Source organism: Caulobacter segnis (assembly GCF_023935105.1).
GTDB lineage: Bacteria > Pseudomonadota > Alphaproteobacteria > Caulobacterales > Caulobacteraceae > Caulobacter > Caulobacter segnis_B.
The window spans coordinates 1,483,817-1,507,738 of record NZ_CP096040.1; the positions used below are offsets into that span (position 1 = coordinate 1,483,817).

Here is a 23,922-nt window from a genome sequence, read left to right on the forward strand (position 1 = left end):
TCGCATGACCGCCAAGACCGTCGACTTCATCTTCGATTTCGGCAGCCCCAACGCTTACCTGGCCTGGAAGCTGCTGCCCGCCATCGCCGCCCGCCATGGCGCGCGGGTGAACCTGCTGCCCTGTTTGCTAGGCGGTATCTTCAAGGCCACGGGCAACCAGGCGCCGGCCATCGCCTTCGGCGGGATCAAGGGCAAGATGGACTACGAGTTGCTGGAGATGCGTCGCTTCATCGCCGCGCGTGATCTTTCGGCCTTTCGGTTCAATCCGCACTTCCCGGTCAACACCCTGCTGCTGATGCGCGGCATGATCGCGGCCCAGCGCGCGGGTGTGGGCGAGGTCTATCTCGACACGATGCTCAAGGGCATGTGGGAGGAGGGGCTGAAGCTGGATGACCGGGCGGTGTTCGTGGCCGCGGCCAACGCGGCGGGCCTTCCCGGCGAAGCGCTTCTGGCCGCGACGGGGGACGCCGAGGTCAAGGCCGAACTGGCCGCCAATACCGAGGCGGCCGTAGCGCGGGGAACGTTCGGCATCCCGACCTTCTTCGTCGGTGAGGAAATCTTCTTCGGCAAGGACCGGCTGGGCCAGGTCGAGGATGAGCTGGATGAGGACTATCAGGCCGGGCGAGCCTGGACTCACTGGCGGGCCGCCGCTGCCCACCGTCGTTAAGCCTGCCGACCGCGACGACCCCGCGGCGTCGAACCGCGCCCATGACGCGGTTTCACAATAAGCAATACATTTGACAATGATGAATGATCGGTACAGCTATTGCCTAGGTGTCGCCGATCGTTCGGTGAACGCCGAGCATTTCCCGCCAGCCCCGGCGCCGGCCGCCGCCACCTCGAGGGCCTGTCGCCGTTGACCATCGAGGTCGGGCCGTCCGCCATCTGACTGATTTGCCGCGTGAGACGAGAGCCCGCCCACGCAAGGCGCGCTCCGGAAGGAGGAAACGACCATGGCTGTTCCTGGCGGAGTGACCGGCAACGCGATCGTCGATCGCGCGCGCTTCGGACCGCTGCAGTTTGGCGTCACGGCGCTGTGCGCGGTGATCGCCATGCTGGACGGTTTCGACACCCAGGCCATCGCCTATGTGGCCCCCCGCATCGCCGAGGTCTGGGGGCTGAAGCCGGCCGCGTTCGGCCCGATCTTCGCCGTCGGCCTTCTGGGCCTGACGGTCGGAGCCTTCGTGCTCAGCCCGCTGGCGGATCGCTTCGGGCGCAAGACGATCATCCTGATCTCTACGGCGATCTTCGGCCTGTTCGGTCTGCTGACCGCGACGGCGAGCGGTATGGATGGGCTGCTGACCTATCGCTTTCTGACCGGCATCGGCCTGGGCGCGGCCATGCCCAACATCATCGCCTTGACCAGCGAGTACGCGCCGGCGCGCCTGCGGGCGACGCTGGTGACGGTGATGTTCTGCGGCTTCCCCCTGGGCTCGACCCTGGGCGGCCTGTTCTCGACCTGGCTGATCGCCCGCTTTGACTGGCCGTCGGTCTTCGTGGTGGGCGGCGTCCTGCCGCTGCTGCTGCTGCCGGTGCTGGCGTTGAAGCTGCCGGAATCGGTCCGTTTCCTGGCCGCGCGCGGAGCGTCCGAGGATCGCATCGGGGCCATCGTCTGGCGCATCGATCCGGACGCCTCCGCGGCAGAGTTCGCCCGCGCGACGCGGGACGAACAGGCCAGCGCGGCCGAGGGTTTCTCGGTCTACCAGCTGTTCACCGAGGGCCGCGCGCCCGTCACGGCCCTGCTGTGGGTGGCGTTCTTCATGAACCTGCTGGTCATGTACTTCCTGGTGAACTGGCTGCCGACCCTGCTCAAGGGCGCGGGCTTGCCGCTGAGCATGGCTATCCTGTCGACCGCGACCCTGAACCTGGGCGGCGTGGTCGGGGCCATCGTGCTGGGCCGGCTGATCGATGCGTTCAGCCCGTATCTCGTGCTGGGCGGCGCCTATGCGGCGTCGGCCGTGTTCATCGCCGTGATCGCCCTGGGCGACACCGACCTGAAGCTCTTGCTCGTCGGCGCGGCCCTGGCTGGCTTCGGGGTGGTCGGCGCCCAGATCGGCTGCAACGCCTTGGCCGCCTCGGTCTATCCGACCGCCATCCGCGCGACGGGCGTGGGCTGGTCGCTGGGCGTTGGCCGGATCGGCGCGATCGCCGGTCCCTTGGCCGGCGGAATGATGCTGGCGGCCCACTGGACCCCGACGGCGATCATCATGACCTGCGTGGGCCCGGCCATTGTCGCCGCTTTGGCGATCTTCGCCCTGGGCGCGGTGCGGCGCGCCTGATCATGTCCTGGCGTCCCGCGAGTGTTCGTGGTGGATCGACGGGAGGCGGGCGCGCGGACGATGCCGCGCGGCCCACTGGAGGACGAGATCATGGCCAGGACGGCGAAGCCCGCGTCCGAGACGGCGCGACGGCGTGGCATCCAATCGGTCGAGATCGGCCTGAACGTGCTGGAGTCGCTGGGCGCGCTGGGGCAGGCCTCGACGCTGAGCGCCGTCGCCCAGGCCAGTGGCATGGCCGCGCCGCAGGTCCACCGCTATCTGCAGAGCCTGATCAGCGCCGGCATGGCGATCCAGGATCCGGACACGGGGCGCTATGACCTGGGTCCCAAGGCCCTGAAGCTGGGCTTGGTGGCGCTGGCGCGGATCGACGCCTTCCGGCTGGTCGACACGGCCATGATCGAGTTCACCCAACGCACCGGCCAGACGGTGCAGATCGCCGCGCTGGGCCCGTTGGGGCCGACGATCGTGCGCTGGAACATGGGCCGTCCGGCGGTGATGACCTCGTTCAACGTCGGCTCGGTGCTGCCCTTGCTGTATTCGGCGACGGGCCAGACCTTCCTGGCCTTCGTTCCTCACGCCGAGACCGACCACCTGGTGGAGCGCGAGTTGAAGGCGGGGCCCTTGAAGCGAGCCGATGCCGAGCGTCTACGCCTGGAGGTCCGCGCGCGGGGCTTTGGCCATGTGGAGGGCGCGATGGTGCCCGGTCTGCGCGCCACGGCTTTCCCGATCTTCGACCTGCAGGGGCGGGCGGTGCTGACGGCGACGGCGCTAAGCCCGGACGTCCTGGCGGCCCCGGGACGCGACGTGGCGTTGGAGGAGCTGCGCGGCCTGTGCCGGGACATCAGCGCTCAACTGGGATGGTTCGGGACCTAGGCTGGCAAAGCAATTGCGTACGAAGAAGATCGAAGATAACTGAAAGGAAAGTAGTCCTCGGCGCAAAGCACGCCGACAGCGCACGGAGAGGGAATTCGATGACGTCCTGGTCAAGGTCCTGGCGAGCCGCCCTGTGTGGTCTGTCCGTCCTGTGCGCGGCGTCGGCCGCCCAGGCCCAGGCGCCGTCGAAACCCCGGGCTATCGTCCTGTCGGACATCGGCAACGAGCCGGATGATTCCGAGTCCCTGGTTCGCCTGCTGCTGTATGCCAACGAGCTGGACCTGGAAGGTCTGGTCGCCACCACGTCGACCTGGCAACGCGACCGCGTCCAGCCCCAGTTGATGCGCGAGCGTATCGCGGCCTATGGCCAGGTGCTGCCCAACCTGCGTCGGCAGGCCGACGGCTATCCGGATGCCGAGCGCCTGGCCGGCCTGGTCCGTTCCGGGCGCGCGACCTACGGCATGAGCGGCGTCGGCGAGGGCAAGGACAACGAGGCCTCGCGGCTGATCATCGAGCGGGTCGACGCACCCGATCCGCGACCCGTCTATGTTTCGGTCTGGGGCGGAGCGGCGGACCTGGCCCAGGCGCTGTGGACCGTCCGCGCCACGCGCAGCCCGCAGCAACTGGCGGCCTTCGTCGCCAAGCTGCGGGTCTATTCGATCTCCGACCAGGACGACGCCGGCGCCTGGATCCGCCAGAATTTCCCCGGCGTCTTCTGGATCGCCAGCGTCCATGCCTGGAGCCAGTACGGCCTGGCGGCCTGGACGGGCATCTCGGCCGACGTGCTGCGGCCGGCCAACTGGCCGGCCGCCGAGAAGGTGACCAACGCCTGGCTCGAGACCAACATCCGGCGCGGGCCGCTGGGCCAGCTGTATCCGCCGCACAAGTTCATCATGGAAGGCGACACGCCGGCCTTCCTGTGGCTGATCCCCAACGGCCTGAACGACCCGAGCCATCCCGAGTACGGCGGCTGGGGCGGCCGCTATGCGCCGACCTACGAGGGCGGGGTCCAGTACGGCGACACCCAGGACATGGTGGTCGGCAGCGACGGCGCGCGGATCCTCAGCAATCAGGCGACGATCTTCCGCTGGCGTGACGCCTTCCAGAACGACTTCGCCGCCCGGATCGGCTGGACCCTGACGCCCGACCGCGCCAAGGCCAACCATCCGCCAAAGCTGGTGCTGAACGGCGTGGCCGGCGGCGAGGTGGTGACCAGCGAGGCCAAGGCCGGCCAGACCGTGACCCTCGACGCCAAGGGGACGAGCGATCCGGATGGCGACGCCCTGACCTATCGCTGGTGGCAGTACGCGGAACCGACCGCCAAGCCGGGCGTGAACCCGCCGCGCCTGGAGCTGGCGGACGCCGACAAGCCCCAGGCCCGTTTCGTCGCTCCGGCCGTCACCGCGCCGACGACCTATCACGTCGTACTCGAGGTCCGCGATGCGGGCGTTCCGGCGCTGACCCGCTACCGCCGCTTGCTGGTGAACGTCACGCCCTAGGCCCGGCGACCGCCAGGCCTTGCCATGGCCGCCCGCTCCGCGCCGCCAGCGCCTGGGCGGCCTGGATGATGGGCGTGAAGGTCTCCGCCCGAAGGCTAGCGCCGCCGACCAGGACGCCGTCGACATTGTCCAGCGCCAGAATCTCGCCGGCGTTGGCGGCGGTGACCGAGCCGCCGTAGAGCAGGCGGACGGCCCCGCCCGTCGCGCCTAGGCGCGCGACGCAGGTCCGGCGCAGCGCCTCGTGCATGCTGGCGATCTGGTCGAGCGTGGGCGTGCGGCCCGTTCCGATCGCCCAGACGGGTTCATAGGCCACGACCAGGCCGTCGCCGTCTCGCGGCAGGCAAGCGCGAAGCTGCTCGCCGACCTCGTGTTCGGCCCGACCGGCGTCGCGAAGCGCCGCGTCCTCTCCCACGCACAGGATCGCCGAGAGGCGGTCGCGGCGGGCGGCTTCGACCTTGACCTTCACTTGGGCGTCGGTATCGCCGTCTCCCGCGCGCCGCTCGCTGTGTCCCGCCAGCGTGAAGCGCCCGCCCGCGTCACGGATCATCGCACCCGAGACGCCGCCGGTGAAGGCGCCGCCCGCTTGCGCATGAATGTCCTGAGCGCCGAACGAGAGGGTCGGAAACGCGGCGCTGGCCGCGAGGATCAAGGTGGCGGGCAGCGCCAGCGCCACCTCGACGCTCCCACAGGCGCCAGCTGTCTCGGCGATCGCCTCCAGCTCGGCGAGGTCGCCGCGAAGGCCGTTCATCTTCCAGTTGCCAACCACCAGGCTGGATGTGGCGAGCGTCATGGCGGCCTCCCTAGGGCGTTTTTTCTGCACGTCGGCCCGGTCGCAGCGTGCTAGCGACTTGCAAAATCGAAAGCAAACGAAAATAAACGTCAATATACGGCGGGATCGAGGTTGCTCGCCTGGCGCGGACGGAAACGCGCCGCGGCTGTGCGATCCATGAAGAACAAAGGGAAGGAAACGACATGGGAAAAGGCTTCAAGGCCGCGATCGTCCTGACGAGCGCCTGCCTGGCGCTGTCGGGCGCCGGCGCCTCCTGGGCGGCGCCCGCCAAGGCCGCGCCGCCGCGCTATCTGGAAACCCCGCCGGGCGCCAAGCCGCGCGTGGTGATCACCGCCGACCCGGAGCTGGACGACTCCAACTCCCTGGTCCGCTATCTGCTCTACGCGCCCAGCTTCCGGACCGAGGGCCTGATCTACGCCAGCAGCCAGTTCCACTGGAAGGGCGACGGCAAGGGCGGGAAGGGCTTCGTGGCGGGGCGCGAGTACACCCGCGTCGGCCGTGAGATCTGTCCCTGCACGTCATGGCGCTGGGATCCCAAGGAGCGCTTCATCGACGACGCCCTGGACGCCTACGCCAAGGCCTATCCGAACCTAAAGGTCCACGATCCGGCCTATCCGACGCCGGCCGCCCTGCGGTCGAAGGTGCGGTGGGGTAATGTCGATTTCGATGGCGAGATGTCCAAGGACACCGACGGCTCGAACCTGATCAAGGCGCTGCTGCTGGATGACGAGGAGGCGCCGATCTACCTGCACGCCTGGGGCGGCCAGAGCACGATCGCCCGGGCGCTGAAGGCGATCCAGGAACAGTACGAGGGCACGCCCCAATGGGCGGCGATCCGCGCCAAGGTGATCCGCAAGGCGGTGATCCATCCGTCGGGCGACCAGGACGACACCTACGCCAAGTACATCAAGCCCAACTGGCCGGAGATCCGCTACGTCGAGCCCAAGGGCGGGGTCATGATCAGCTACATGTCCCAGCGCACGCTGAGCGAGGATGACGCGGTCTACATGAGCGCCGACTGGACCAAGGCCAACATCTCGGACAAGGGGCCCCTGGGCGCCTTCTATCGCACCTGGGGCGATGGCCGGCAGATGGTGAAGGGGGACATCTTCGACTATTTCGGCGAGGCGGGAAAAACGGCCGAACAGTTGCGGGCCGAGGGCTATGTCGTCTGGTCGCCGGTCGAGGCCAAGGGCTCGGCGATCGGCGAGGGTGACACGGTCACCTACCTGAACCTGATCGACAATGGCCTGGAGGGTTATCGCGCCAGCTCGTTCGGTGGCTGGGGCGGCTATCACGAGGGCGGACGCTCGGCGATCTCGGGCGAGATGACGGCGAACCTGGCGGCCGTCGCTGGCGGCAAGGCGCCCGAGTTCAAGCGCGCGCCGACCCATCCGTTCCTGGCCCAGTCGCAGCGCGATTTCGCCGCGCGCTTCATCTGGGCGACCACGCCACGCTACGCCGACGCCAACCACGAGCCGAAGATCGCCATCAAGGGCGCGCGGCTGATCACCGCGCGACCCGGCCAGACGGTCTCCCTGGCGGCCGGCGTCAGTGATCCCGACCACGACAAGGTGGCGGTCCGCTGGTGGCCCTGGGCCAAGGCCGGTACCTATGCGGGGGTGGTCGACGTGCGGGGCGCGGACACGGCGTCCGCCAAGCTGCGCGTGCCGGTCGACGCCAAGCCCGGCGATACGATCCACGTGATCGCCGAAGCGACCGATGACGGCAGACCATCGCTGACGCGCTACGCCCACGTGGTGGTGACGGTCGCCAAGTAGTCTGAAAAAAGGAGGGCGGGAGACGGTGTCCGTCTCCCGCCCTTTAGGGGGAGGCTGTTGTCGACCCTAGGCGCCCATCAGGCGGCGCAGATCCCCTTGCGGATCGCTCTCCACCTTGCTCTCCAGATTGAAGATCATGGTCTGGCGACGCACCGTGTCGTAGCGCGGCCAGTTCGGCAGGTTCGCCGTCTGCGGATTGCCGGTCTTGGCGAAGGCGACCCAGGCCGGGTGCATCTGGGCGGCCATGCGATTGGGGCCGTCGCCCGGTCCGACGAAGAAGCGGATGTTATCGTGGGTGCTGAATACGAACGACAGCTCCATGGCGTGGGCCGCCTTGAGCTTGCCGCCCAGCGCCGGCGACTTGTCCCAGTCCATCCGGTACATCCAGACGGGCGCGGGCTGGGACAGCTTGCGCTCGGCCAGGGTGACGGAGTCGATCCAGAAGGTCTTGGCCGTCTGGAAGGCGATGGTCAGGTCGCCGGGCGTCGCGCCGGGATGGGCCGCGCGCAGGACGGCGATGATCTGGTCGGCCTTGGCGGGCGCCGCATCGCGAACGCCCTTCTCGAACTCGGCGTCGGTCTGGTTGATCACGGCCGGCGCGTTGGCCAGGAACAGGGTCATTTCGTCGCGATTGGTGCCGATCAGCAGCGGCACGTCGGCGATCCAGGGCTGGGGGCCGGGCGTGAACGGGCCACGCGGCAGGGCCTGGCCGTCGATGCTGGGGACGAAGCCATCGGTCAGGAAGCCCGCCTTGGCCGCGCCCTTGGCCTTTTCCACCGCCGCTTTCTGGCTGTCGAAGATCGTCTTGGCGTCGACCGCGCCCAAGGCCGCGACGTCGCCGGCCTTGACGCCCAGGACGTCGGTCAGGGCGCCGCCCAGGGTCTGGGCGTAGTCGCGCGGCGCGGCGTTCAGGCCCGCGCCGCTCTGAATGATGGCGCGGTGGAACAGGCCCTTGGCCGGCGGCATGCCCAGCAGCAGCGACACCTTCGCGCCACCGCCGCTCTCGCCGAAGATCGTGACGTTGTTCGGATCGCCGCCGAAGCGGGCGATGTTGGCCTTCACCCATTGCAGGGCCAGGACGATGTCCAGCATCCCCGCCAGGCCCGAGGACTTGTAGGCAGGCCCCCAGCTGTCGGGCAGTTGGGCGAAGCCGAAGACGTTCAGGCGGTGATTGACCGAGACCAGCACCACGCCGTCGCGGGCGAAATGGTCGCCGTAATAGGTCGGGCGGCCGGCCGCGCCCTCCCAGAAGCCGCCGCCGTGCAACCACACCATGACCGGGCGCTTCTTGGCGTCGAGGCCCGCGCTCCAGACGTTGAGGAAAAGGCAGTCCTCGCTGTGCTCCTCGGTCTTGGGGGCGTCGGCGCCGGGCGTCTGCATGGCGGCCGCGCCGAACGTGTCGGCTTCGAACACCTTGGACCATTTCGCGGGCGGCTGCGGTGGGCGGAAGCGCAGGGCGCCGATCGGCGGCGCGCCGTAGCGGATGCCGCGGAACGCGTTGACGCCGTCCTCGACGCGGCCGCGCACGGGGCCATGGCTGGTCTGGACGACCGGCGTCGCGACGCCCGCGCCAGCCGCCCGCGCGGCGGATGAAACCGCCAGGACACCGGCCGCGGCCGCCGCCGACGTCATCCACGTCCGCCTGGAAACCTGGGTCCGTTCGCTCATTCCCAACCCCTCCCTGGGTTTGTCATACGCATTTTCGCGTTCGTTTTCAGATTGATGCTGAAATACGAAAATATTCGAAAGTAGTCAATTGTCATTCGGAGATTCATGGGTTACGGATGAAAGCATCAAAGGGACCGTCGAGCCATAACGAGCCGGCGGCGCAGGGATTAGGAGAGGGGACGTGGCAGTGAGAACTCGCGACACCATGCGTGGGGCTTTTGTTTCGGCCAGCCTGGCGGTCATCGCCATGGCGACGAGTGGACCGGCGGGCGCCCAGACGGCCAAGGCCGACGATCAAGCGCCGGCCGAAGCCGTCCAGGTCGAGGAAGTCGTCGTCACGGGCACCCTGCTGCGCGGCGTGGCGCCCGTCGGCACGAATGTCATCGGCGTTGGCAAGGACGAGGTAATCGCCAGCGGTGCCGCCAGCACCAACGACCTGCTAGCCACCATTCCGCAGATCAGCAACTTCAACGGTTTCCCCGCGGTCACGGCCACCTTCGGCCAGCCGATCGCCCAGACCAACCTGCGAGGCCTGGGGGCCTCGGGCGGCACCACCACCTTGGTCCTGCTGAACGGCCACCGCGTCGTCGGGGCCGGGATCCTGCAGACCTACGTCGATCCCACCGTGATCCCGCCCGGTATCATCGAGCGTGTCGAAGTGATCCCGGACGGCGGGTCGTCGATCTACGGCTCCGACGCCATCGGCGGCGTAGTCAACTTCATCACCCGCAAGCGCATGTCGGGGGCCGAGGTCTCGGGCAAGTACGGCGTGGCCGACGGCTACCACACCCTCGACGCCAATCTGACGATGGGCAAGGACTGGGGCAGTGGCGCGTTCTCGGCGTCCTACGCCTATGCCTGGCATGACGACATCCAGGGCCGTGAGCGCGACTACGTCACCCAGGACCAGCGCGCCAGAGGCGGGACGGACCGTCGCGTCGCGACTTGCGCAGCAACCAACATCACCGCCGCTGGGGTCAACTATGCGATGCCGGGCCTGGTGGCCGGAACGCGGAACCTGTGCGACGCCACCGACTATGCCGACATCTATCCGCGCGAGCGTCGCCATACGGTCTTCGCGACCCTGGACCAGCGGATCACCGACGATCTGACGGTCAATGTCACCGGCTACTACTCCATCCGCAAGACCAACAGCAAAACCGCGCCGCTTTCGACCAACTCGACGATCACCTCCGCCAACCCGTTCTTCCGCCCGATCGGGACGGAAACGAGCCAGTCGGTGTTGTTCAACTACGCGTCGGTGTTCGGCGACAGCACGAACAACCCGGCCAAGTTCAGCTCCGAAGGCGTCACCCCGACGTTCGACCTTAACCTGGGGCGCGGTTGGAAGCTTCGGGGCATGGCCAACTTCGGTCACAGCTACAACGAGACCAACGAGGGCTCGATCAACACCACCGTCGTTGACGCCGCGCTGCGCGCGGCGACGACCGCCACCGCGCTCAACCCCTACAATCTGGGCCAGACCAACGGAGCGGTGCTGTCGGCGATCCGCGACTACACCAACATCTCGAAGGCCAAGCAGGATCTGGGCGAGGGCCGGCTGGTCGCCGATGGCGCGCTGTTCCGGATGCCGGGCGGCGACGTGCGACTGGCCGTCGGCGCCGAATACCATCACGAGAGCATCGACGCGGCCATCGCCTTCGGTCCGAAGGCCACGCCCAAGCGCAACGCGGTTTCGTCCTCGCGCAACGTCAAGTCGGTGTTCGGCGAAGTCTTCGTGCCCTTGGTCGGGGCCGACAACGCCAAGCCGTTCCTGCAGGCGCTCGATCTGACCGGTTCGGTTCGCTACGACGACTACAGCGACGTCGGCGGCACGACCAATCCGAAGATCGGCTTCAACTACACCCCGTTCGACGGCGTTCGCATCCGCGGCAACTGGGGCACCTCGTTCCACGCGCCCAGCCTGGCCGACACCACGGGCGCGGTCGACGCCCGCGTGACCTCGATTCCGATCACGTTGAACCTGCGCCCCGGCGATCCGGCCACCGATGTCTTCCGCCCGATCCTGTACATCTCCGGCGGCAGCCCGACCCTGCGTCCCGAGACGGCCGACACCTGGTCGCTGGGCGTCGACTTCAAGCCCAAGCCGTTGCCGGGCGTGACGCTGAGCCTGACGTACTACAACGTCGACTTCTCCAACGTGATCAGCGTCAATCCGGGCGGGCTCAACGGCGGCGCGGCCTTCTATGCCGACGCCTCCAACGCGCCGTTCTACATCATCAATCCGACGCTGGCGCAGGCGCAGACGTTCGCGCGGGGCGCCCGGGCCGACAACTTCGACTCCCTGGCGGCGTTCTTCGCCAACAGCAGTCCGTACGCGATCTATGACCTGCGCCGGTACAATCGCGGCCGCCTCAAGCAGGACGGCATCGACTTCAACCTGCAGGCCTACCGCTCCATGAGCTTCGGTTCGCTGTCGGCCAGCTTCGGCGGCACCTACACGCTGAACCGCAAGAGCAGCGACGCCAACAACGGCATCTATGTCGATCGTCTGAAGAACGGCGTGAACCACTTCAACTACGTGGCCACGGCCGGCGGCACGTTCGGCAAGATCACCGCCCGGGCGACGCTGACCCACAGCGGCGGCTACCCGATCCTGGGCGAGGCGACGCAGTCCCGCGTCGGCGCTTTCAACACCGTCGACCTCTATGCCGGCTTCGACCTGGGCGACCTGGGGCCGATGGCGGGCACGATGCTGACCCTCAATGTCGACAACGCGTTCGACAAGGACCCGCCGTGGCGCAACGCCAACAACGGCTATGCCAACGGCTCCACCCTGGGGCGGCTGGTCTCGGTCGGCGTACGGACCAAATTCTAACCTGCGCTAGCCCGCCGAGAGAGATCACTCCTCCTCTCTCGGCGGGCATTTTTTCGTCATGAGATCCGGGAAGGCGCGGCTCTGGTCGCGCTCGCGCGCCAAGGCGCCTCCGCGTCGTTCCCGACGATGACCGCCGCGCCGCCTCCCCGGGCGCGGCGGTCATTTTCGTACTGGGGGGCGTGGATTGGGCCGCTCGGCCCGGCCTCAGGCGGTCAGCTTGGCCCGGGCGATGGCGGCGCGCCAGTCACGCCAGATCCGCTCGCGCGTCGCCGCCGGCATGGCGGGCTCGAACCGCAGGCTGGGCGCGGTGTCCGCCACCAGGGGCGCGCCCAGGGCCAGGGCGGCCATGCGGGCGGCGCCCAGGGCGCTGGCTTCGGGACTGTCCTGACGCACGACGATACGATCCATCAGGTCGGCCAGAAGCTGCAGGAGGACGCCGTTGCGGGTCGCCCCGCCGTCGACGCGGATTTCGCTGATCGGCCGGCCCAGGTCGGCCTCCATGGCCGTGACGACGTCGGCGATCTGCAGGGCGATGGCCTCGAAGGCGGCGCGGGCGACGTGAGCCGGGCGCGTGCCCAGGCTCATGCCGCTGATCAGGCCCCGGGCGCGATCATGCCAGTGGGGCGCGCCGAGACCGGCCAGGGCCGGCACGAAGACGACGCCGTCGCTGGTCTCGACCGACAGCGCCAGGTCTGTCAGGGCCTGTTCGTCCGCCAGCCCCAGCAACTGGGTGGCGAAGGCGGCGGCCTGGCCCGACACGGTGATGTTGCCTTCCAGGGCGTAGACACAGGCTTCGCCTCGGCTCCAGCCGATCGTCGACGACAGGCCGTGATCAGAGGCCACCAGGCTGTCGGTCGTCGTCATGATCGACGAGCCGGTGCCGATCGTCGCCTTCACCGCGCCGGGCGAGGCCTGGACGTGACCGAACAGGGCCGCGTGCGAGTCGCCCAGCACCGCATGAATGGGAATGCCCGGCGCCAGCGAGGTGACGCCAGCCGCGACCGATCCAAAGGCGGAGTCCGAGGGACGAATCTCCGGCAGGACGGCCAGGGGGACGCCGAAGATCCGCGCCAGGTCTGGATCCCAGGCGCGAGCCCGTAGGTTCAGGAGCTGGGTGCGCGAGGCGTTGCTGGGATCGGTCGCATGGACCGCGCCGGCCGTCAGGTTCCAGACCAGCCAGCTATCGACCGTGCCGACCCGCAGCCGGCCCTGACGGGCCAGGTTGGCGACGGTGGGCTGCGTTTCCAACAGCCAGGCCAGCTTGGCGGCCGGGAACAATGGGTCCAGGCCCAGGCCGCTGCGCGCCGTGATGAGCGCCTCCAGGCCTTCGGCCTTCAGCCTGGCGCAGAGATCCGAGGAGCGGCGGCACTGCCAGCTGATCGCCGGCGCGACGGGGCGGCCGGTCTCCGCGTCCCAGGCCACGATCGTCTCGCGCTGGTTGCTGATCGCCACGGCGGCGACCGACGCGCCGGGAGCAGCGGCCAGCAGGTCGTCGATCACGGCGACGATGCTGGTCCAGATGTGCTCGGCGTTCTGCTCGGCCCAGCCAGGCTGGGGATGGTTCAGGCTCATTGGCCGCGTGGCGCGGGCGACGATCGCGCCGTCGGACGCGACCAGCAGGGCCTTGGTGTTGGTGGTGCCCTGGTCGATCGCCAGGATCGCGCCGTCGGCCATCAGGGGATCTTCTTGGCGACGACGTCCCGCGCGGCCGCCGCGACGCCCTTGGCGGTAAGACCGGCCCTTTCCATCAGCCACTCGGCCGAGCCGGTCGGCTGGAATCCGTCGAAGCCCAGGATGCGCATGGGCACGGGCTGGTTCAGGGCCGTGACCTCGGCGACGGCGCCGCCCAGGCCGCCGCGCACCACGTGCTCCTCGGCCGTGACGATGGCGCCGCAGTCGGCGGCTGCGGCGACGATCGCCGCCTCGTCCAGGGGCGCGATGGTGGCCATGTTGATCACCCGCGCTGAAACGCCCTCGGCGGCCAGCTGTTCGGCGGCGGCCAGGGCGCGGCACACCAGGGTGCCGACGGCGATGATCGCCACGTCACGGCCTTCGCGCATGACTTCGGCCTTGCCGATCTGGAACGGGGCGGCGTGGGTGAGCTCCGGCACCGGCATGCGGCTGATGCGGATGAAGGTCGGCTGGTCGCTAGCGGCGGCGGCCTTGACCGCCTCGGCCGTCTCCCAGGGGTCGGACGGCACGATCACCGTCAGGCCGCGCATCGGGCGCAGCCAGGCCAGGTCTTCGATCGAATGGTGGGTCGCGCCCAGCTCGCCATAGGCCACGCCGCTGGAAATGCCGCACAGTTTCACATTGGCCGACGAATAGGCGACGTCGGCCTTGATCTGTTCCAGGGCGCGCGCCGTGAGGAAGCAGGCCGCGCCGCTGACGAAGGGGATCTTGCCGCCGTTGGCCAGGCCGGCGGCGACGCCGACCATGTTCTGCTCGGCGATGCCGACATTGATCAGACGCTCGGGAAAGCGGTCGCGAAACTTGCCGAGCTTGCTGGAGCCGACACTGTCGTTGACCACGGCCACGATCCGGTCATCGGCGGCGGCCAGTGCTTCCAGGGCGCGCGAGTAGGCGTCGCGGCAGTCGAACAGGCCGGGCGAGGAGGGAGCTTGGGCGCTCATGCGTGATCCTTGGCGCTCGTCAGTTCGGCCTGGGCCTGGGCGTATTGCTCGGCGTTCGGCACGCCATGATGCCAGCCCGCCTGATCCTGCATGAAGGAGATACCATAGCCCTTGATCGTGTTGGCGATCACGCAGCGCGGACGATCGCGCGGCGTCGCCGGCGCGTCCAGGACCGACAGTAGGGCGGCGGGGTCGTGGCCGTCGATTTCGACGACCTCCCAGCCGAAGGCCCGCCACTTGTCGGCCAGGGGTTCCAGGGCGTTGGTGTCCTCGGTGCGCGCGCCTTGCTGCAGGCGGTTGCGGTCGATGATGGCCGTGAGATTGCCGAGCTTGCGATGGCCGGCCAGCATGGCCGCCTCCCACATGCTGCCTTCCTGCAGCTCGCCGTCGCCGGTCAGGACGAAGGTGCGGTAGTCGGCCTTGTCCACCTGGCCGGCGATGGCGACGCCCACCGCGACGGGCAGGCCGTGGCCCAGCGGACCGGTGTTGGTCTCGACGCCCGGCAGATAGGTGCGATTGGGGTGACCATTCAGCCGCGAATTGGGCTGCAGGTAGGTGGTCAGCTCGGCCTCGGGAAAGAAGCCCGCGCCCGCCAGGGCGGTGTACAGCGCGCCCGTGCAGTGGCCCTTGCTCATGATGAAGCGATCGCGGTCTGGCGCGGTTGGCTTGGCGGGGTCGAAGCGCATCACGCCGAAATAGAGCGCGGCCAGGACGTCGGTCGCCGACAGATCGCCGCCCGGATGGCCCTGGCCGGCCTCGTAGATCATCTGAAGGCTGCGTCGGCGCATCCAGTTGGCGCGCTGGCGCACCCGCTCGACGCGTCCGTCTCCGGCGTCCTTTCGCCGTGCGTCCAGGGCTCCCACCAAACCGGTCTCCTCCATCTTGGGAATTGGAGTATCCGCACCTTTGGCGAGAAACAAGAAAAACTTTCGAATAGCTTCGAATTGCAATGCTCAGCGAAAGGCGACGGAATGAATTTCGTAGGAAAATCACCGGAACCGGTTTGACAGCCTGGAATGCGGTATGCATCTTGGCTCCGCAAAAAGAAAATAAACGAAGATCGTTCGGCGAGTTCGTTAGGGATGGGAGGGCGCGTGGCCAGGCTGGGTCTGCAACACCGTAGGGCGATGCGCGCCGCCGTCCTGCTGGCTTGCGCCCTGGCGCTGACGGGCTGCAAGATCGTGACGATCGAGCAGGATCAGGCCATCCGCGCCAAGCGCAGCCTGAACTTCAACGCCGACACCTATGTCGCGCGCATCTGGCGGAGCCAGGCGCTGCCGGCCTTTCAAGCCCGGGCCGTGCCCGCCAAGGACCTGTTCGCCGCCATCGACGCCGATGCCGACACGGCGGGCGCCAAGCTGGGCCGTCGGTCCGGGGAAGGCGCGGCCTGGACCTTCGTCGTTTCCGGCGAGGGCGTGGTCGATGCGGTCGACGACAGCTCCCGCCGCCGCACGATCGAGGTGAAACTGGACGGCGCCCGTCCCGTGAAGCTTCAGACCGGGCCGGTGGTGGTCGGGACCTCGTTGCGCGACGCCCTGCCGTTCATCGCCTTCGACGACTTCACCGACCAGTTGGCCTTCGCCGATGTCGGCCGAGCCCTGACCAAGACCTCGCTGTCGAACCTGAAGCCCACTCTGGACGGGCTGAAGCCCGGAGACCGGGTCCGCGTCGTCGGCGCGTTCGACCTGCCGCCGAAGGGCCAGCCCGTGTTCGTCACGCCGATCTCGGTCGACAAGGTCGCCGCCTCGTGAGCGACCAGCCCGTTCTTCTCAGCGCGCGCGGCGTCGCCAAATCGTATGGCGCGACGGCGGCTCTGCGCGGCGTCGACTTCGACGTGCGGGGCGGGGCGGTCAATGTGCTGATCGGCGAGAACGGCGCGGGCAAGTCGACCCTGATGCGGATCCTGGTCGGGGTCGAACAACCCGACGGCGGCGAGATCCGTCTGGATGGCGCGCCGGTGAGGCCGCGCTCGGTCCGCGACGCGGCTCGGCACGGTATCGGCATCGTGTTCCAGGAACTGAACCTCTGTCCGAACCTGACGGTGGTTGAGAACATCTTCCTGGGCCGCAATCTGCGAACCGGCCTTTCGATCGACCACGCCGCCGAATGCCGCAAGGCCGAGGAAGCGCTGGCGCGCCTGGGCGCGACCTTCGGCTGCCGCACGCCCGTCTCGGCGCTCAGCATCGGCCAGCGGCAGATCGTCGAGATCGCCCGCGTGCTGGTCGAGGACGCCCGCGTCCTGATCATGGACGAGCCGACCTCGGCGCTCAGCGAAGAGGAGGTCGCCAACCTGTTCGCGGTGATCGACGAGCTGAAGCGCCAGGGCGTGGGCGTGGTCTACATCTCCCATCGGCTGGAAGAGCTGATGCGGATCGGCGACCACATCACCGTCATGCGCGACGGCGCGGTCGTGGCCTCGGTTCCGGTCGCCCAGGCCTCGGTGCCGTGGATCATCGAGACCATGCTGGGCGAGGCCGCCGCCGCGCCGGACCGCGCGGCGCCGCGCGCCGCGGGCGAGGTGGTTCTTTCGCTGCAAGACATCGTCGTCCAGCGTGGCGACGGCGCGCGGCTGGTGGATGAGGTCAGCGCCGACTTCCGGGCCGGCGAGATCGTGGCGATCTACGGTCTGCTAGGCGCGGGCCGTACCGAACTCTTCGAATACGCCTTCGGCCTGCGTCGCGGGACGGGGCGCGTGCGACTGGCCGGCGAGGCGATCGAGAAGCGCTCGGCCGCGGAACGGGTGGAGCGCCGCCTGCTGATGGTTCCGGAGGACCGCCAGCGCGAGGGTCTGTTCCAGAACCTGACGGTGGGCGGCAATCTCGGGATCTCGGGGATCGGGCGACTGTCGCGCCTGGGCGTCGTCTCCGCTTCGGCCGAGGCCAATGCGGTGCGGACCATGATCGCGCGATTGGGCGTGAAGGCCCCGTCTGGCGCGACCCCGATCGGAGCCCTGTCTGGCGGTAACCAGCAGAAGGTGGTCATCGGCCGCTGCCTGCTGTGCGCGCCGCTGGCCCTGCTGTTGGACGAGCCCACGCGCGGCATCGACATCGGCGCCCGCGCCGAGGTGTTCGCCGCCATGCGCGAACTGGCCGGCGACGGTCTGGCCGTGGCGTTCACGACCTCGGACATGCTGGAGGCGCTCGGCATCGCCGACCGCGTCCTCGTGCTTTCGAAGGGGCGGCTGACCGCGGACCTGCCGGCGGCCCAGGCCAACGAGGCCCTGCTGGTCCAGGCCGCCAATGGCGCGGTCGTTTCTTCTTCTTCTTCTTCCGCGCCGCGCCCCAAGCGCGCCGCGCTCGCGCAGTGAAGGTGGGTATGACCTCGACCGCTACCGCTTCGGCCATCCCGGCCGCCAGCAGCCCGCAGGCCCCGGCCTGGGTCGCTCTGCTGTTCAAGTCGCGGGCCCTGGTGGCGCTGGTGCTGGTCACCGCCTTCTTCGCCGTGCAGGCCCCGAACTTCCTGTCGGTGGCCAGCCTGCTGATCACCGCCAAGCACATCGCCACCATCGCCATCCTGGCGATCGGCATGACCTATGTGATCCTCACTGGCGGCATCGATCTCTCGGTCGGCTCGATCGCCGGCCTGTCGGGGATGATCGGCGGGGCGCTGATCCTGAACGGGATCACGGCGGGCCCGCTGGGCGTGGTCGTCTATCCTTCGACCCTGGCGGTGATCGCCATCGTCGTGGCGATCGGCGGCTTGATCGGCCTGGTGAACGGGACGTTGATCACGCGCTTCGGCGTCGCGCCGTTCATCGCCACCCTGGGTGTGCTCTATGTCGCGCGCGGCGCGGCGCTGCTCTGCTCGAACGGTTCGACCTTCCCGAACCTGACCGGCGGCGCCGACTACGGCAACGAGGGCTTTCCCCTGCTGGGCGCGGGCCGGCTTGCCGGCGTGCCGGTCCCGGTGCTGATCATGATCGTGCTGGCCGCCGCCGCCGCCTGGGTCGCGGCCAACACGCCCTTCGGTCGCCGCGTCTATGCCGTTGGCGGCAACGACCGCGCCGCCCAGCTGTCGGGGGTTCGCGTCGGCCGGGTCAAGACCATGGTCTATGTGATCTCGGGCATGTGCGCGGCCCTGGTCGGCCTGATCGTCGCCTCGGACCTCGTCGCGGCCCACCCCGCCTCGGGCGAAACCTTCGAGCTTTCCGCCATCGCCGCCGTCGTCCTGGGCGGCGCGTCGCTGGCCGGCGGGCGCGGAACCATCGGCGGGTCGATCATCGGCGCCTGCGTCATCGGCGTTCTCGGCGATGGCATGGTCATGATCGGCGTCAGCGAGTTCTGGCAAATGGTGATCAAGGGTACGGTAATCGTCACGGCCGTTGTACTCGATCAGTTGCAGGGCCGGATCATCGGCGCGCGGGATTGAGAACGGACATGGCCAAGGGAACTTCCACGAAGACTGAAAACGCCAAGGGCGCGGCCAAGACGACGGCGCGCGCCAAGCTCGCCACCAGCCCCCGTCCGCCGTCGGCCGGCGCCTCGCTGCTGGGCGAGCCCCGCCGGATGAAGATGCTGGCCTGGTTCCAGGAATCCGGCAGCGCCCGCGTACGCGACCTGGCCGAGGCCTTCGCGGTCTCGGAGGTGACGATCCGCCAGGATCTGGAGCGGCTGGAGGCCGACGGCCATATCGTCCGCGAACACGGCGGGGCCTATCTCAAGTCGGTGCCCCAGCAGGTGCGCGCCATGGCGCTGCATCACCTGGTCAACATGGACGCCAAGAAGCGGATCGGCCAGGCCGCCGCCGCCCTGGTCGAGGACCACGAGACCATCATCATGGACGCCGGCTCGACCATCACCGAGATCGCCATGAACCTGGGCGATCGTCAGGGCCTGAACGTGGTCACCAACGCCCTCAACATCGCCCTGATCCTGGGCGCGATCCCGACCTACACGGTCCACATGCCGGGCGGGCAGTTCAAGGCGCCGACTCTGTCGCTGTCGGGCGAACGGTCGGCGGACTATTTCGAGGGGCTGTTCGCCCAGAAGCTGTTCCTGGCCACCGCCGCCGTCTCGTTCGAGGCGGGCCTGACTTTCCCGGCCATCTCCGACATCGCCGTCAAGCGCGCGATGATCCGGTCGGCGTCCAAGGTCTATCTGGCGGCGGACTCCACGAAGATCGGCAAGACGTCGTTCTCGTCGCTGGGCGGGATCGAGAACATCCACGGCCTGATCACCGACAGCGGCGTCCGCGACGAAGATCGCCGCGCCTTCGAAGACGCGGGCATAGAGGTTATCGTGGCATGACGAGAAGAACCCAGCTTCTGGTCCTGGGCGCGGCGGTGATCGCCGTGCTGGCGGTCGTCCTGGTCATGGTCGCGCCGCGCGCGGGTCGCTCGAGCCTGATGGTGGTGATCACCCCGTCGCTCGACAATCCGTTCTTCGGCCAGGAAGCCTTGGCCGCCGAGCAGCGGGCCGTGGCGCTGGGGTACCGGACGCTGAAGTTCTCGCACGGCGATGACGCCTTCAAGCAAAGCCAGCTTATCGACACCGCCATCGCCCGGGGCGCATCGGCGATCATCCTCGACAACGCCGGCGCCGACGCCAGCGTCGCGGCCGTCCAGCGCGCCAAGGCCGCGGGCGTGCCAGTGTTCCTGATCGACCGGGAGATCTCCAGCCGCGGCGCGGCCGCCGTGCAGATCGTCTCCAACAACTACCAGGGCGCGGCCCTGGGCGGCCAGGCCTTCGCCGAGGCGCTGCAGGAGAAGGGCGCCTATGCCGAGCTGGTCGGCAAGGAGTCCGACACCAACGCCGCCATCCGTTCGCGCGGCTTCCACGACGTTCTCGACCAATATCCCGACCTGAAGATGGTCTCGCGCCAGAGCGCCAACTGGGACCAGGCCCAAGCCTTCGCGGTCATGCAGTCGATCCTGCAGGCCCACCCCGACCTAAAGGGCGTGATCGCCGGCAACGACACCATGGCGCTGGGCGCGGTGGCCGCCCTGGAAAGCGCCGGCCGCCGGGACGTGATCGTGGTCGGCTTCGACGGCTCAAACGACGCTCGCGACGCCATCGCGGCGGGCAAGATGCGCGCGACCGTGCTGCAGCCGGCGCACCGCCAGGCCCAGTACGCCGTCGAGCTGGCCGACCGCTACCTCAAGACCGGCAAGACCGGCGAGCGCGAGAAGCTCCTGATGGACTGCTTCCTGGTCGACCGGACCAACGCTCCACGCCTCGACAACTTCGCGCTGGCCAAGCCCGAAGGCCTCTGAAACCCCTCAAATCGAAAGCGTACCCCATGACGGCCAAGCAACGATATGGCGCCGGCATCTGGCACTTCGCGACCTATGTCGACCGTTACGCCACCGACGGCTACGGCCCGTCGCGCACCCTGCTGGAGATGATCGACCTGGCCGGTCAGGTCGAGGACCTGTCGGTGGTCGACATCAACTTCCCGTTCGTGGGGCAGGGGGTCTCGCTGTCGGCGATCGACCAGGCGCTCGACCGCAACGGCCTGAAGGTCATCGGCATCACACCAGAGATCTATACCCGCCAGTTCTCCAAGGGCGCCTTCACCAATCCCGATCCTGGCGTGCGACGCCTGGCCAACCAGATGTGCAACGAGGCGGCCAAGATGGTCCGCCATTTCGGCGCCGACTACGTCAAGCTGTGGCCCGGCCAGGACGGCTGGGACTATCCGTTCCAGGTCGATCACAAGGCGCTGTGGACCGCGTCGGTCGAGGGCGTGGCCGAGCTGGCCGCCCAGAACCCGGACCTGAAGTTCGTCATCGAATACAAGCCGCGGGAGCCGCGGGTGCACATGAGCTACGATTCCGTGGCCCGCACCCTGCTGGCCATCGAGCGCATGGGCGCGCCGAACGTCGGCATCCTGCTCGACTTCGGCCATTCGCTGTACGGCGGCGAGTCCCCCGCCGACGCGGCCCAGCTGGCCATCGATCACGGCCGCCTGTTCGGCATGGACGTCAACGACAACATGCGCGGCTGGGACGACGACCTGATCGCCGGCTCGGTTCATCCGATCGAGCTGTTCGAGTTCTTCTGGACCCTGCGCAAGAACGGCTGGGAAGGCGTCTGGCAGCTGGATCAATTCCCGTTCCGCGAGGACAGCGTCGCCGCCGCCAACAGCGCCATCCGTTTCCTCAAGCGCATCGAGACGGCGCTCGATCGCCTGGACATCGAGGGGCTGAAGGCCGCCCAGGCGCGTCAGGATGCGGTGGCCGCGCTGGATATCGCCCGCTCGGCCCTGTTCGGCTGACGGCCTAAGGCCCGCGGGGCCAGGACCGCCACCCGCCGGCGGTCCTGGATGAAGGCGCTCGCTTGGCGACGCCTCCGTTACGCCCTGACCGCGGCCACGGCCAGGGCGCCGCCCGGCGCCGCCCCTTCATGGAACGGGCGGACCAGGTGGATGGGAGTCCCGTTGATGTCGGTGATCCGGCGGCTCCAGGCGGCGTCGTACAGCTTCGCCAGGTCGGACTTGTCGTCCGCGGTGAGGAAGCTGTCCTCGCCGTAGTTCATGATCGAGAAGCGCTTGTGCACGCCGAAGATCTCGGCGGGGAAGCTCTGTTCCGAGAGCAGGGCGAAGAAGTGGCGCAGGCCGAACACGTGGCCGAGTTCATGCGCCAGGGTCTCGAGCTGCTCCTTGTCGCTCTGCTCGAACATCTTCGGATAGATGTCGAGCTGGTGGCGTCCGGCGTCCGGGAAGAACGCGCTGGCCAACACGCAGCCGTTGTTGTCGCAGTCGTCGTTCCGTCGGACGACGATTTGAAAGTCCCACGCGTCGTTGCGCTTGGCGAACTTGACCGGAACGGCGACGCCCCACGCCAGGATGGCCCGGCCGAACAGGTCCTCGATCACGCGCTCGGCGGCGGCGGGGTCCTGGAAGTGGTCCAGCGTGCCCTCCGCGAACCGCCAGCGCAGGATCACGTTCTTGTCCCAGAGCGGAATGAACCCCTCGGACGCGTCGACGACGAGTTTTTCGAGGCTCTTGCCGCCCGGCGTGGCGTGGCCTCGCCTGTCGGTATCGCAGCGAACGCCGTTTCGAAAGAGATGCACGTGGGGGGACGGCGCGTCCTCGCGTTTGGCGAGCGCGAGGGGCATAGCGTTTGTCATGGACTCCCGGGTCATGGGGTTCTCCTTTCCGATGTTGGGGGGTGCGGCGCCTGGACGTCAGGGCGCCGGGGGCAGGCAAGCCAGGCCGTCGGAGCCGGCGGCCTCGGCGTCGTTCAGGCACTTCTGAAGCTTGGACAGGGTCTTCGCGGAGGTGATCTCGGCGGCCTGCTGGTCGGCCAGGGCCTTGGCGTGGCTGCTGTAGTCGACCCGCAGCGAGAGGAGCTGGGCCGGAACCGAGATGATCGCCGTGGCGATCTTGACCGGCAGGCGCACGACCTCGAGCACCTCGCTGGGCCGGTCGGGCGACCAACTGGATATGACGCCGTCGGCGAAGACCACGTCGTCGACCGTTTTGACGAAGGCCGACGAATTGGTCGGGATGTAGCTGATCGGGCCGGCCTGGGGCAGCTGGGCCAGGATGGCGTCGATGACGTGCCAGTTCTCACCGTCCGCCTTCTGCTCGAGCGTGAGCGTCATGGGAAGTGGAGAGCGGTAGAAGATCGCCCCGCGGTCGCTCTTGCGGATCTCGTCGGCCACCGACTTGTCGCTGCTGACGGCCGCCAGCTTGGTGGGCGGTTCGTCAAGCGTGGAGAGATCCGAGGTCTTGGTGTCGAGCGTCTTCTTCTTCTGCGCGGAGATCGGACCGATGAGGAAGGGATAGTCCGCCTGCTTCAGCCTCTTGGCGACGAGCAGTCGCGCGTCCTCGTCCGACGGGTCGAAGACCTGGACGATCGTCCGAGGTTCGCCGCATGGCAGCTCTTGGGCTTTCGGAGGCTGAGGTTTGTTACTCCACAGGGCGCTTTTCCCGCCCGCCGGGCCGAGTCCCGCCAAGGCGCCGGCGACTTCGACGAGGATGTCGCCCGTCCTGTCGGCCGCCACGACGTTCGAGGACGACAGCAGGCCGGCCGGTGTCACCGCCAGCTTGACGGTATCGTCCCGAAGCCAGTTGTGGCGCAGCTGGGCCACGTAGCGGTGCGAGACATCGGCCTGCGCCGGCAGCAGTTCGAGCTTGCCGGTATAGGCGCATTTCGCGCCCTGCAGCGCCGCGCGATAGGCCTTGTCGGCGGCGTCGGCGGCGGCCTTGGCCTTGGTCACGCGGATGTCGCTCAGGTCCTGCGCGGCCTTGGTGAGCTCGGCGGCCTCGGCCTGGCTCGATCGCGCGCTGGCGTCGGCGCCCAGCTGGTCCAGCAAGGCTTGCTCGCCTTCGGCGGCGGCTTTCTTGGCCGCCTGGTCCGCCTTCGCGCTCTTCAGCGCGGCGGTGGCGTCCTTGAGCGCTTGCGCCTGCTCCTCGGGATCGACCGGTTCGCGCGTGATCGTCAGTTTCGCCAGCTTCTGGGGCAGGAAGTAGGTGAGCCCCCCGGCGTCGCGCTCCAGCCCCCGCGTGGTGTCCTTCGGCAAGGACTGCACGGTGGCGCAGCCGGCCGACAGCAGGCTCGTGGACAGCAGGGCGGCCGCGAGGCCGCGCCTGGCGATGAAATCGGTTCCCGACAT

Annotated in this window: 19 protein-coding genes; 12 read left to right on the forward strand and 7 right to left on the reverse strand. The window is 68.5% G+C overall.

The window, feature by feature from the left end; genetic code table 11:
* Window positions 1–4: 4 nt before the first annotated feature.
* The 4 genes from MZV50_RS07360 (at window position 5) to MZV50_RS07375 (ending at window position 4,651) form a co-directional block, all read left to right on the forward strand.
* Entirely contained in the window at window positions 5–667 is a 663-nt protein-coding gene (locus MZV50_RS07360; protein WP_252633756.1) for a 2-hydroxychromene-2-carboxylate isomerase, read from the forward strand.
* Window positions 668–953: 286 nt separating this feature from the next.
* Entirely contained in the window at window positions 954–2,279 is a 1,326-nt protein-coding gene (locus MZV50_RS07365; RefSeq protein WP_252633757.1) for an MFS transporter, read from the forward strand.
* A 60-nt stretch (window positions 2,280–2,339) separates the two neighbouring features.
* Window positions 2,340–3,152 carry an IclR family transcriptional regulator gene (locus MZV50_RS07370; RefSeq protein WP_252633758.1) on the forward strand — a complete coding sequence of 271 codons (813 nt, stop codon included), beginning with the start codon at window positions 2,340–2,342 and terminating at the stop codon, window positions 3,150–3,152.
* 98 nt (window positions 3,153–3,250) lie between these two features.
* Window positions 3,251–4,651 carry a DUF1593 domain-containing protein gene (locus MZV50_RS07375; protein ID WP_252633759.1) on the forward strand — a complete coding sequence of 467 codons (1,401 nt, stop codon included), beginning with the start codon at window positions 3,251–3,253 and terminating at the stop codon, window positions 4,649–4,651.
* Here MZV50_RS07375 and tpiA read toward each other — a convergent pair.
* Entirely contained in the window at window positions 4,641–5,441 is an 801-nt protein-coding gene (gene tpiA, locus MZV50_RS07380) for a triose-phosphate isomerase (RefSeq protein ID WP_252633760.1), read from the reverse strand. The two genes, MZV50_RS07375 and tpiA, sit on opposite strands and share 11 nt — an antisense overlap.
* Before the next feature lie 182 nt (window positions 5,442–5,623).
* Here tpiA and MZV50_RS07385 point away from each other — a divergent pair, with 182 nt between their 5' ends.
* Complete coding sequence (locus tag MZV50_RS07385) at window positions 5,624–7,222, forward strand: DUF1593 domain-containing protein (RefSeq protein WP_252633761.1); 1,599 nt, start codon at window positions 5,624–5,626, stop codon at window positions 7,220–7,222.
* Between the two features lie 66 nt (window positions 7,223–7,288).
* Here MZV50_RS07385 and MZV50_RS07390 read toward each other — a convergent pair whose 3' ends face one another.
* A complete protein-coding gene (locus MZV50_RS07390) occupies window positions 7,289–8,890 on the reverse strand; it encodes a carboxylesterase/lipase family protein (RefSeq protein ID WP_252633762.1) in 1,602 nt (533 codons plus the stop codon).
* Between the two features lie 181 nt (window positions 8,891–9,071).
* Between MZV50_RS07390 and MZV50_RS07395 the strand changes: the two genes are divergently transcribed.
* A complete protein-coding gene (locus MZV50_RS07395; RefSeq protein WP_252633763.1) occupies window positions 9,072–11,729 on the forward strand; it encodes a TonB-dependent receptor domain-containing protein in 2,658 nt (885 codons plus the stop codon).
* A 204-nt stretch (window positions 11,730–11,933) separates the two neighbouring features.
* Here the strand turns inward: MZV50_RS07395 and MZV50_RS07400 are convergent, their stop codons facing one another.
* The 3 genes from MZV50_RS07400 to MZV50_RS07410 are packed head-to-tail and all read right to left on the reverse strand — an operon-like array spanning window position 11,934 to window position 15,225.
* Window positions 11,934–13,403, reverse strand: coding sequence for an FGGY-family carbohydrate kinase (locus MZV50_RS07400; protein ID WP_252633764.1), 1,470 nt, complete (start codon window positions 13,401–13,403; stop codon window positions 11,934–11,936).
* Window positions 13,403–14,362, reverse strand: a complete 960-nt coding sequence (locus MZV50_RS07405; protein WP_252633765.1) for a transketolase family protein — start codon at window positions 14,360–14,362, stop codon at window positions 13,403–13,405. The genes MZV50_RS07400 and MZV50_RS07405 overlap by 1 nt, the downstream gene beginning before the upstream one ends.
* A complete protein-coding gene (locus tag MZV50_RS07410; RefSeq protein WP_252633767.1) occupies window positions 14,359–15,225 on the reverse strand; it encodes a transketolase in 867 nt (288 codons plus the stop codon). The genes MZV50_RS07405 and MZV50_RS07410 overlap by 4 nt, the downstream gene beginning before the upstream one ends.
* Before the next feature lie 231 nt (window positions 15,226–15,456).
* Between MZV50_RS07410 and MZV50_RS07415 the strand changes: the two genes are divergently transcribed.
* Genes MZV50_RS07415 through MZV50_RS07440 form a run of 6 tightly spaced genes read left to right on the forward strand, consistent with a single transcriptional unit; the run spans window position 15,457 to window position 21,577 of the window.
* The gene (locus tag MZV50_RS07415) at window positions 15,457–16,113 is read left to right on the forward strand and encodes a DUF2291 family protein (RefSeq protein ID WP_252633768.1); all 657 of its coding nucleotides are present in this window, start codon (window positions 15,457–15,459) and stop codon (window positions 16,111–16,113) included.
* Window positions 16,110–17,669, forward strand: a complete 1,560-nt coding sequence (locus tag MZV50_RS07420) for a sugar ABC transporter ATP-binding protein (RefSeq protein ID WP_252633769.1) — start codon at window positions 16,110–16,112, stop codon at window positions 17,667–17,669. Before MZV50_RS07415 ends, MZV50_RS07420 begins: the two co-directional genes overlap by 4 nt.
* 8 nt (window positions 17,670–17,677) lie before the next feature.
* The gene (locus tag MZV50_RS07425; RefSeq protein ID WP_252633771.1) at window positions 17,678–18,730 is read left to right on the forward strand and encodes an ABC transporter permease; all 1,053 of its coding nucleotides are present in this window, start codon (window positions 17,678–17,680) and stop codon (window positions 18,728–18,730) included.
* 8 nt (window positions 18,731–18,738) lie between these two features.
* On the forward strand, window positions 18,739–19,608 hold the full coding sequence (locus tag MZV50_RS07430; RefSeq protein WP_252633772.1) for a DeoR/GlpR family DNA-binding transcription regulator: 870 nt from the start codon (window positions 18,739–18,741) through the stop codon (window positions 19,606–19,608).
* Window positions 19,605–20,573, forward strand: a complete 969-nt coding sequence (locus MZV50_RS07435) for a D-ribose ABC transporter substrate-binding protein (protein ID WP_252633773.1) — start codon at window positions 19,605–19,607, stop codon at window positions 20,571–20,573. The genes MZV50_RS07430 and MZV50_RS07435 overlap by 4 nt, the downstream gene beginning before the upstream one ends.
* Before the next feature lie 26 nt (window positions 20,574–20,599).
* Window positions 20,600–21,577: a sugar phosphate isomerase/epimerase family protein gene (locus MZV50_RS07440; RefSeq protein ID WP_252633774.1), complete on the forward strand. Its 978-nt coding sequence runs from the start codon at window positions 20,600–20,602 to the stop codon at window positions 21,575–21,577.
* 77 nt (window positions 21,578–21,654) lie between these two features.
* Here MZV50_RS07440 and MZV50_RS07445 read toward each other — a convergent pair whose 3' ends face one another.
* Both MZV50_RS07445 and MZV50_RS07450 read right to left on the reverse strand, forming a co-directional pair.
* Entirely contained in the window at window positions 21,655–22,374 is a 720-nt protein-coding gene (locus MZV50_RS07445) for a matrixin family metalloprotease (protein ID WP_252633775.1), read from the reverse strand.
* A 114-nt stretch (window positions 22,375–22,488) separates the two neighbouring features.
* The gene (locus tag MZV50_RS07450) at window positions 22,489–23,922 is read right to left on the reverse strand and encodes a hypothetical protein (protein ID WP_252633776.1); all 1,434 of its coding nucleotides are present in this window, start codon (window positions 23,920–23,922) and stop codon (window positions 22,489–22,491) included.

Excerpts from the sequence above, each read along its gene's own strand:
- MZV50_RS07360 (WP_252633756.1), top strand. The coding sequence starts at position 5 with ATGACCGCCAAGACCGTCGACTTCATCTTCGATTTCGGCAGCCCCAAC.
- MZV50_RS07365 (WP_252633757.1), top strand. The coding sequence starts at position 954 with ATGGCTGTTCCTGGCGGAGTGACCGGCAACGCGATCGTCGATCGCGCG.
- MZV50_RS07370 (WP_252633758.1), top strand. The coding sequence starts at position 2,340 with ATGCCGCGCGGCCCACTGGAGGACGAGATCATGGCCAGGACGGCGAAG.
- MZV50_RS07375 (WP_252633759.1), top strand. The coding sequence starts at position 3,251 with ATGACGTCCTGGTCAAGGTCCTGGCGAGCCGCCCTGTGTGGTCTGTCC.
- tpiA (WP_252633760.1), bottom strand. The coding sequence starts at position 5,441 with ATGACGCTCGCCACATCCAGCCTGGTGGTTGGCAACTGGAAGATGAAC.
- MZV50_RS07385 (WP_252633761.1), top strand. The coding sequence starts at position 5,624 with ATGGGAAAAGGCTTCAAGGCCGCGATCGTCCTGACGAGCGCCTGCCTG.
- MZV50_RS07390 (WP_252633762.1), bottom strand. The coding sequence starts at position 8,890 with ATGAGCGAACGGACCCAGGTTTCCAGGCGGACGTGGATGACGTCGGCG.
- MZV50_RS07400 (WP_252633764.1), bottom strand. The coding sequence starts at position 13,403 with ATGGCCGACGGCGCGATCCTGGCGATCGACCAGGGCACCACCAACACC.
- MZV50_RS07405 (WP_252633765.1), bottom strand. The coding sequence starts at position 14,362 with ATGAGCGCCCAAGCTCCCTCCTCGCCCGGCCTGTTCGACTGCCGCGAC.
- MZV50_RS07425 (WP_252633771.1), top strand. The coding sequence starts at position 17,678 with ATGACCTCGACCGCTACCGCTTCGGCCATCCCGGCCGCCAGCAGCCCG.
- MZV50_RS07430 (WP_252633772.1), top strand. The coding sequence starts at position 18,739 with ATGGCCAAGGGAACTTCCACGAAGACTGAAAACGCCAAGGGCGCGGCC.
- MZV50_RS07435 (WP_252633773.1), top strand. The coding sequence starts at position 19,605 with ATGACGAGAAGAACCCAGCTTCTGGTCCTGGGCGCGGCGGTGATCGCC.
- MZV50_RS07440 (WP_252633774.1), top strand. The coding sequence starts at position 20,600 with ATGACGGCCAAGCAACGATATGGCGCCGGCATCTGGCACTTCGCGACC.
- MZV50_RS07450 (WP_252633776.1), bottom strand. The coding sequence starts at position 23,922 with ATGTCGGGAACCGATTTCATCGCCAGGCGCGGCCTCGCGGCCGCCCTG.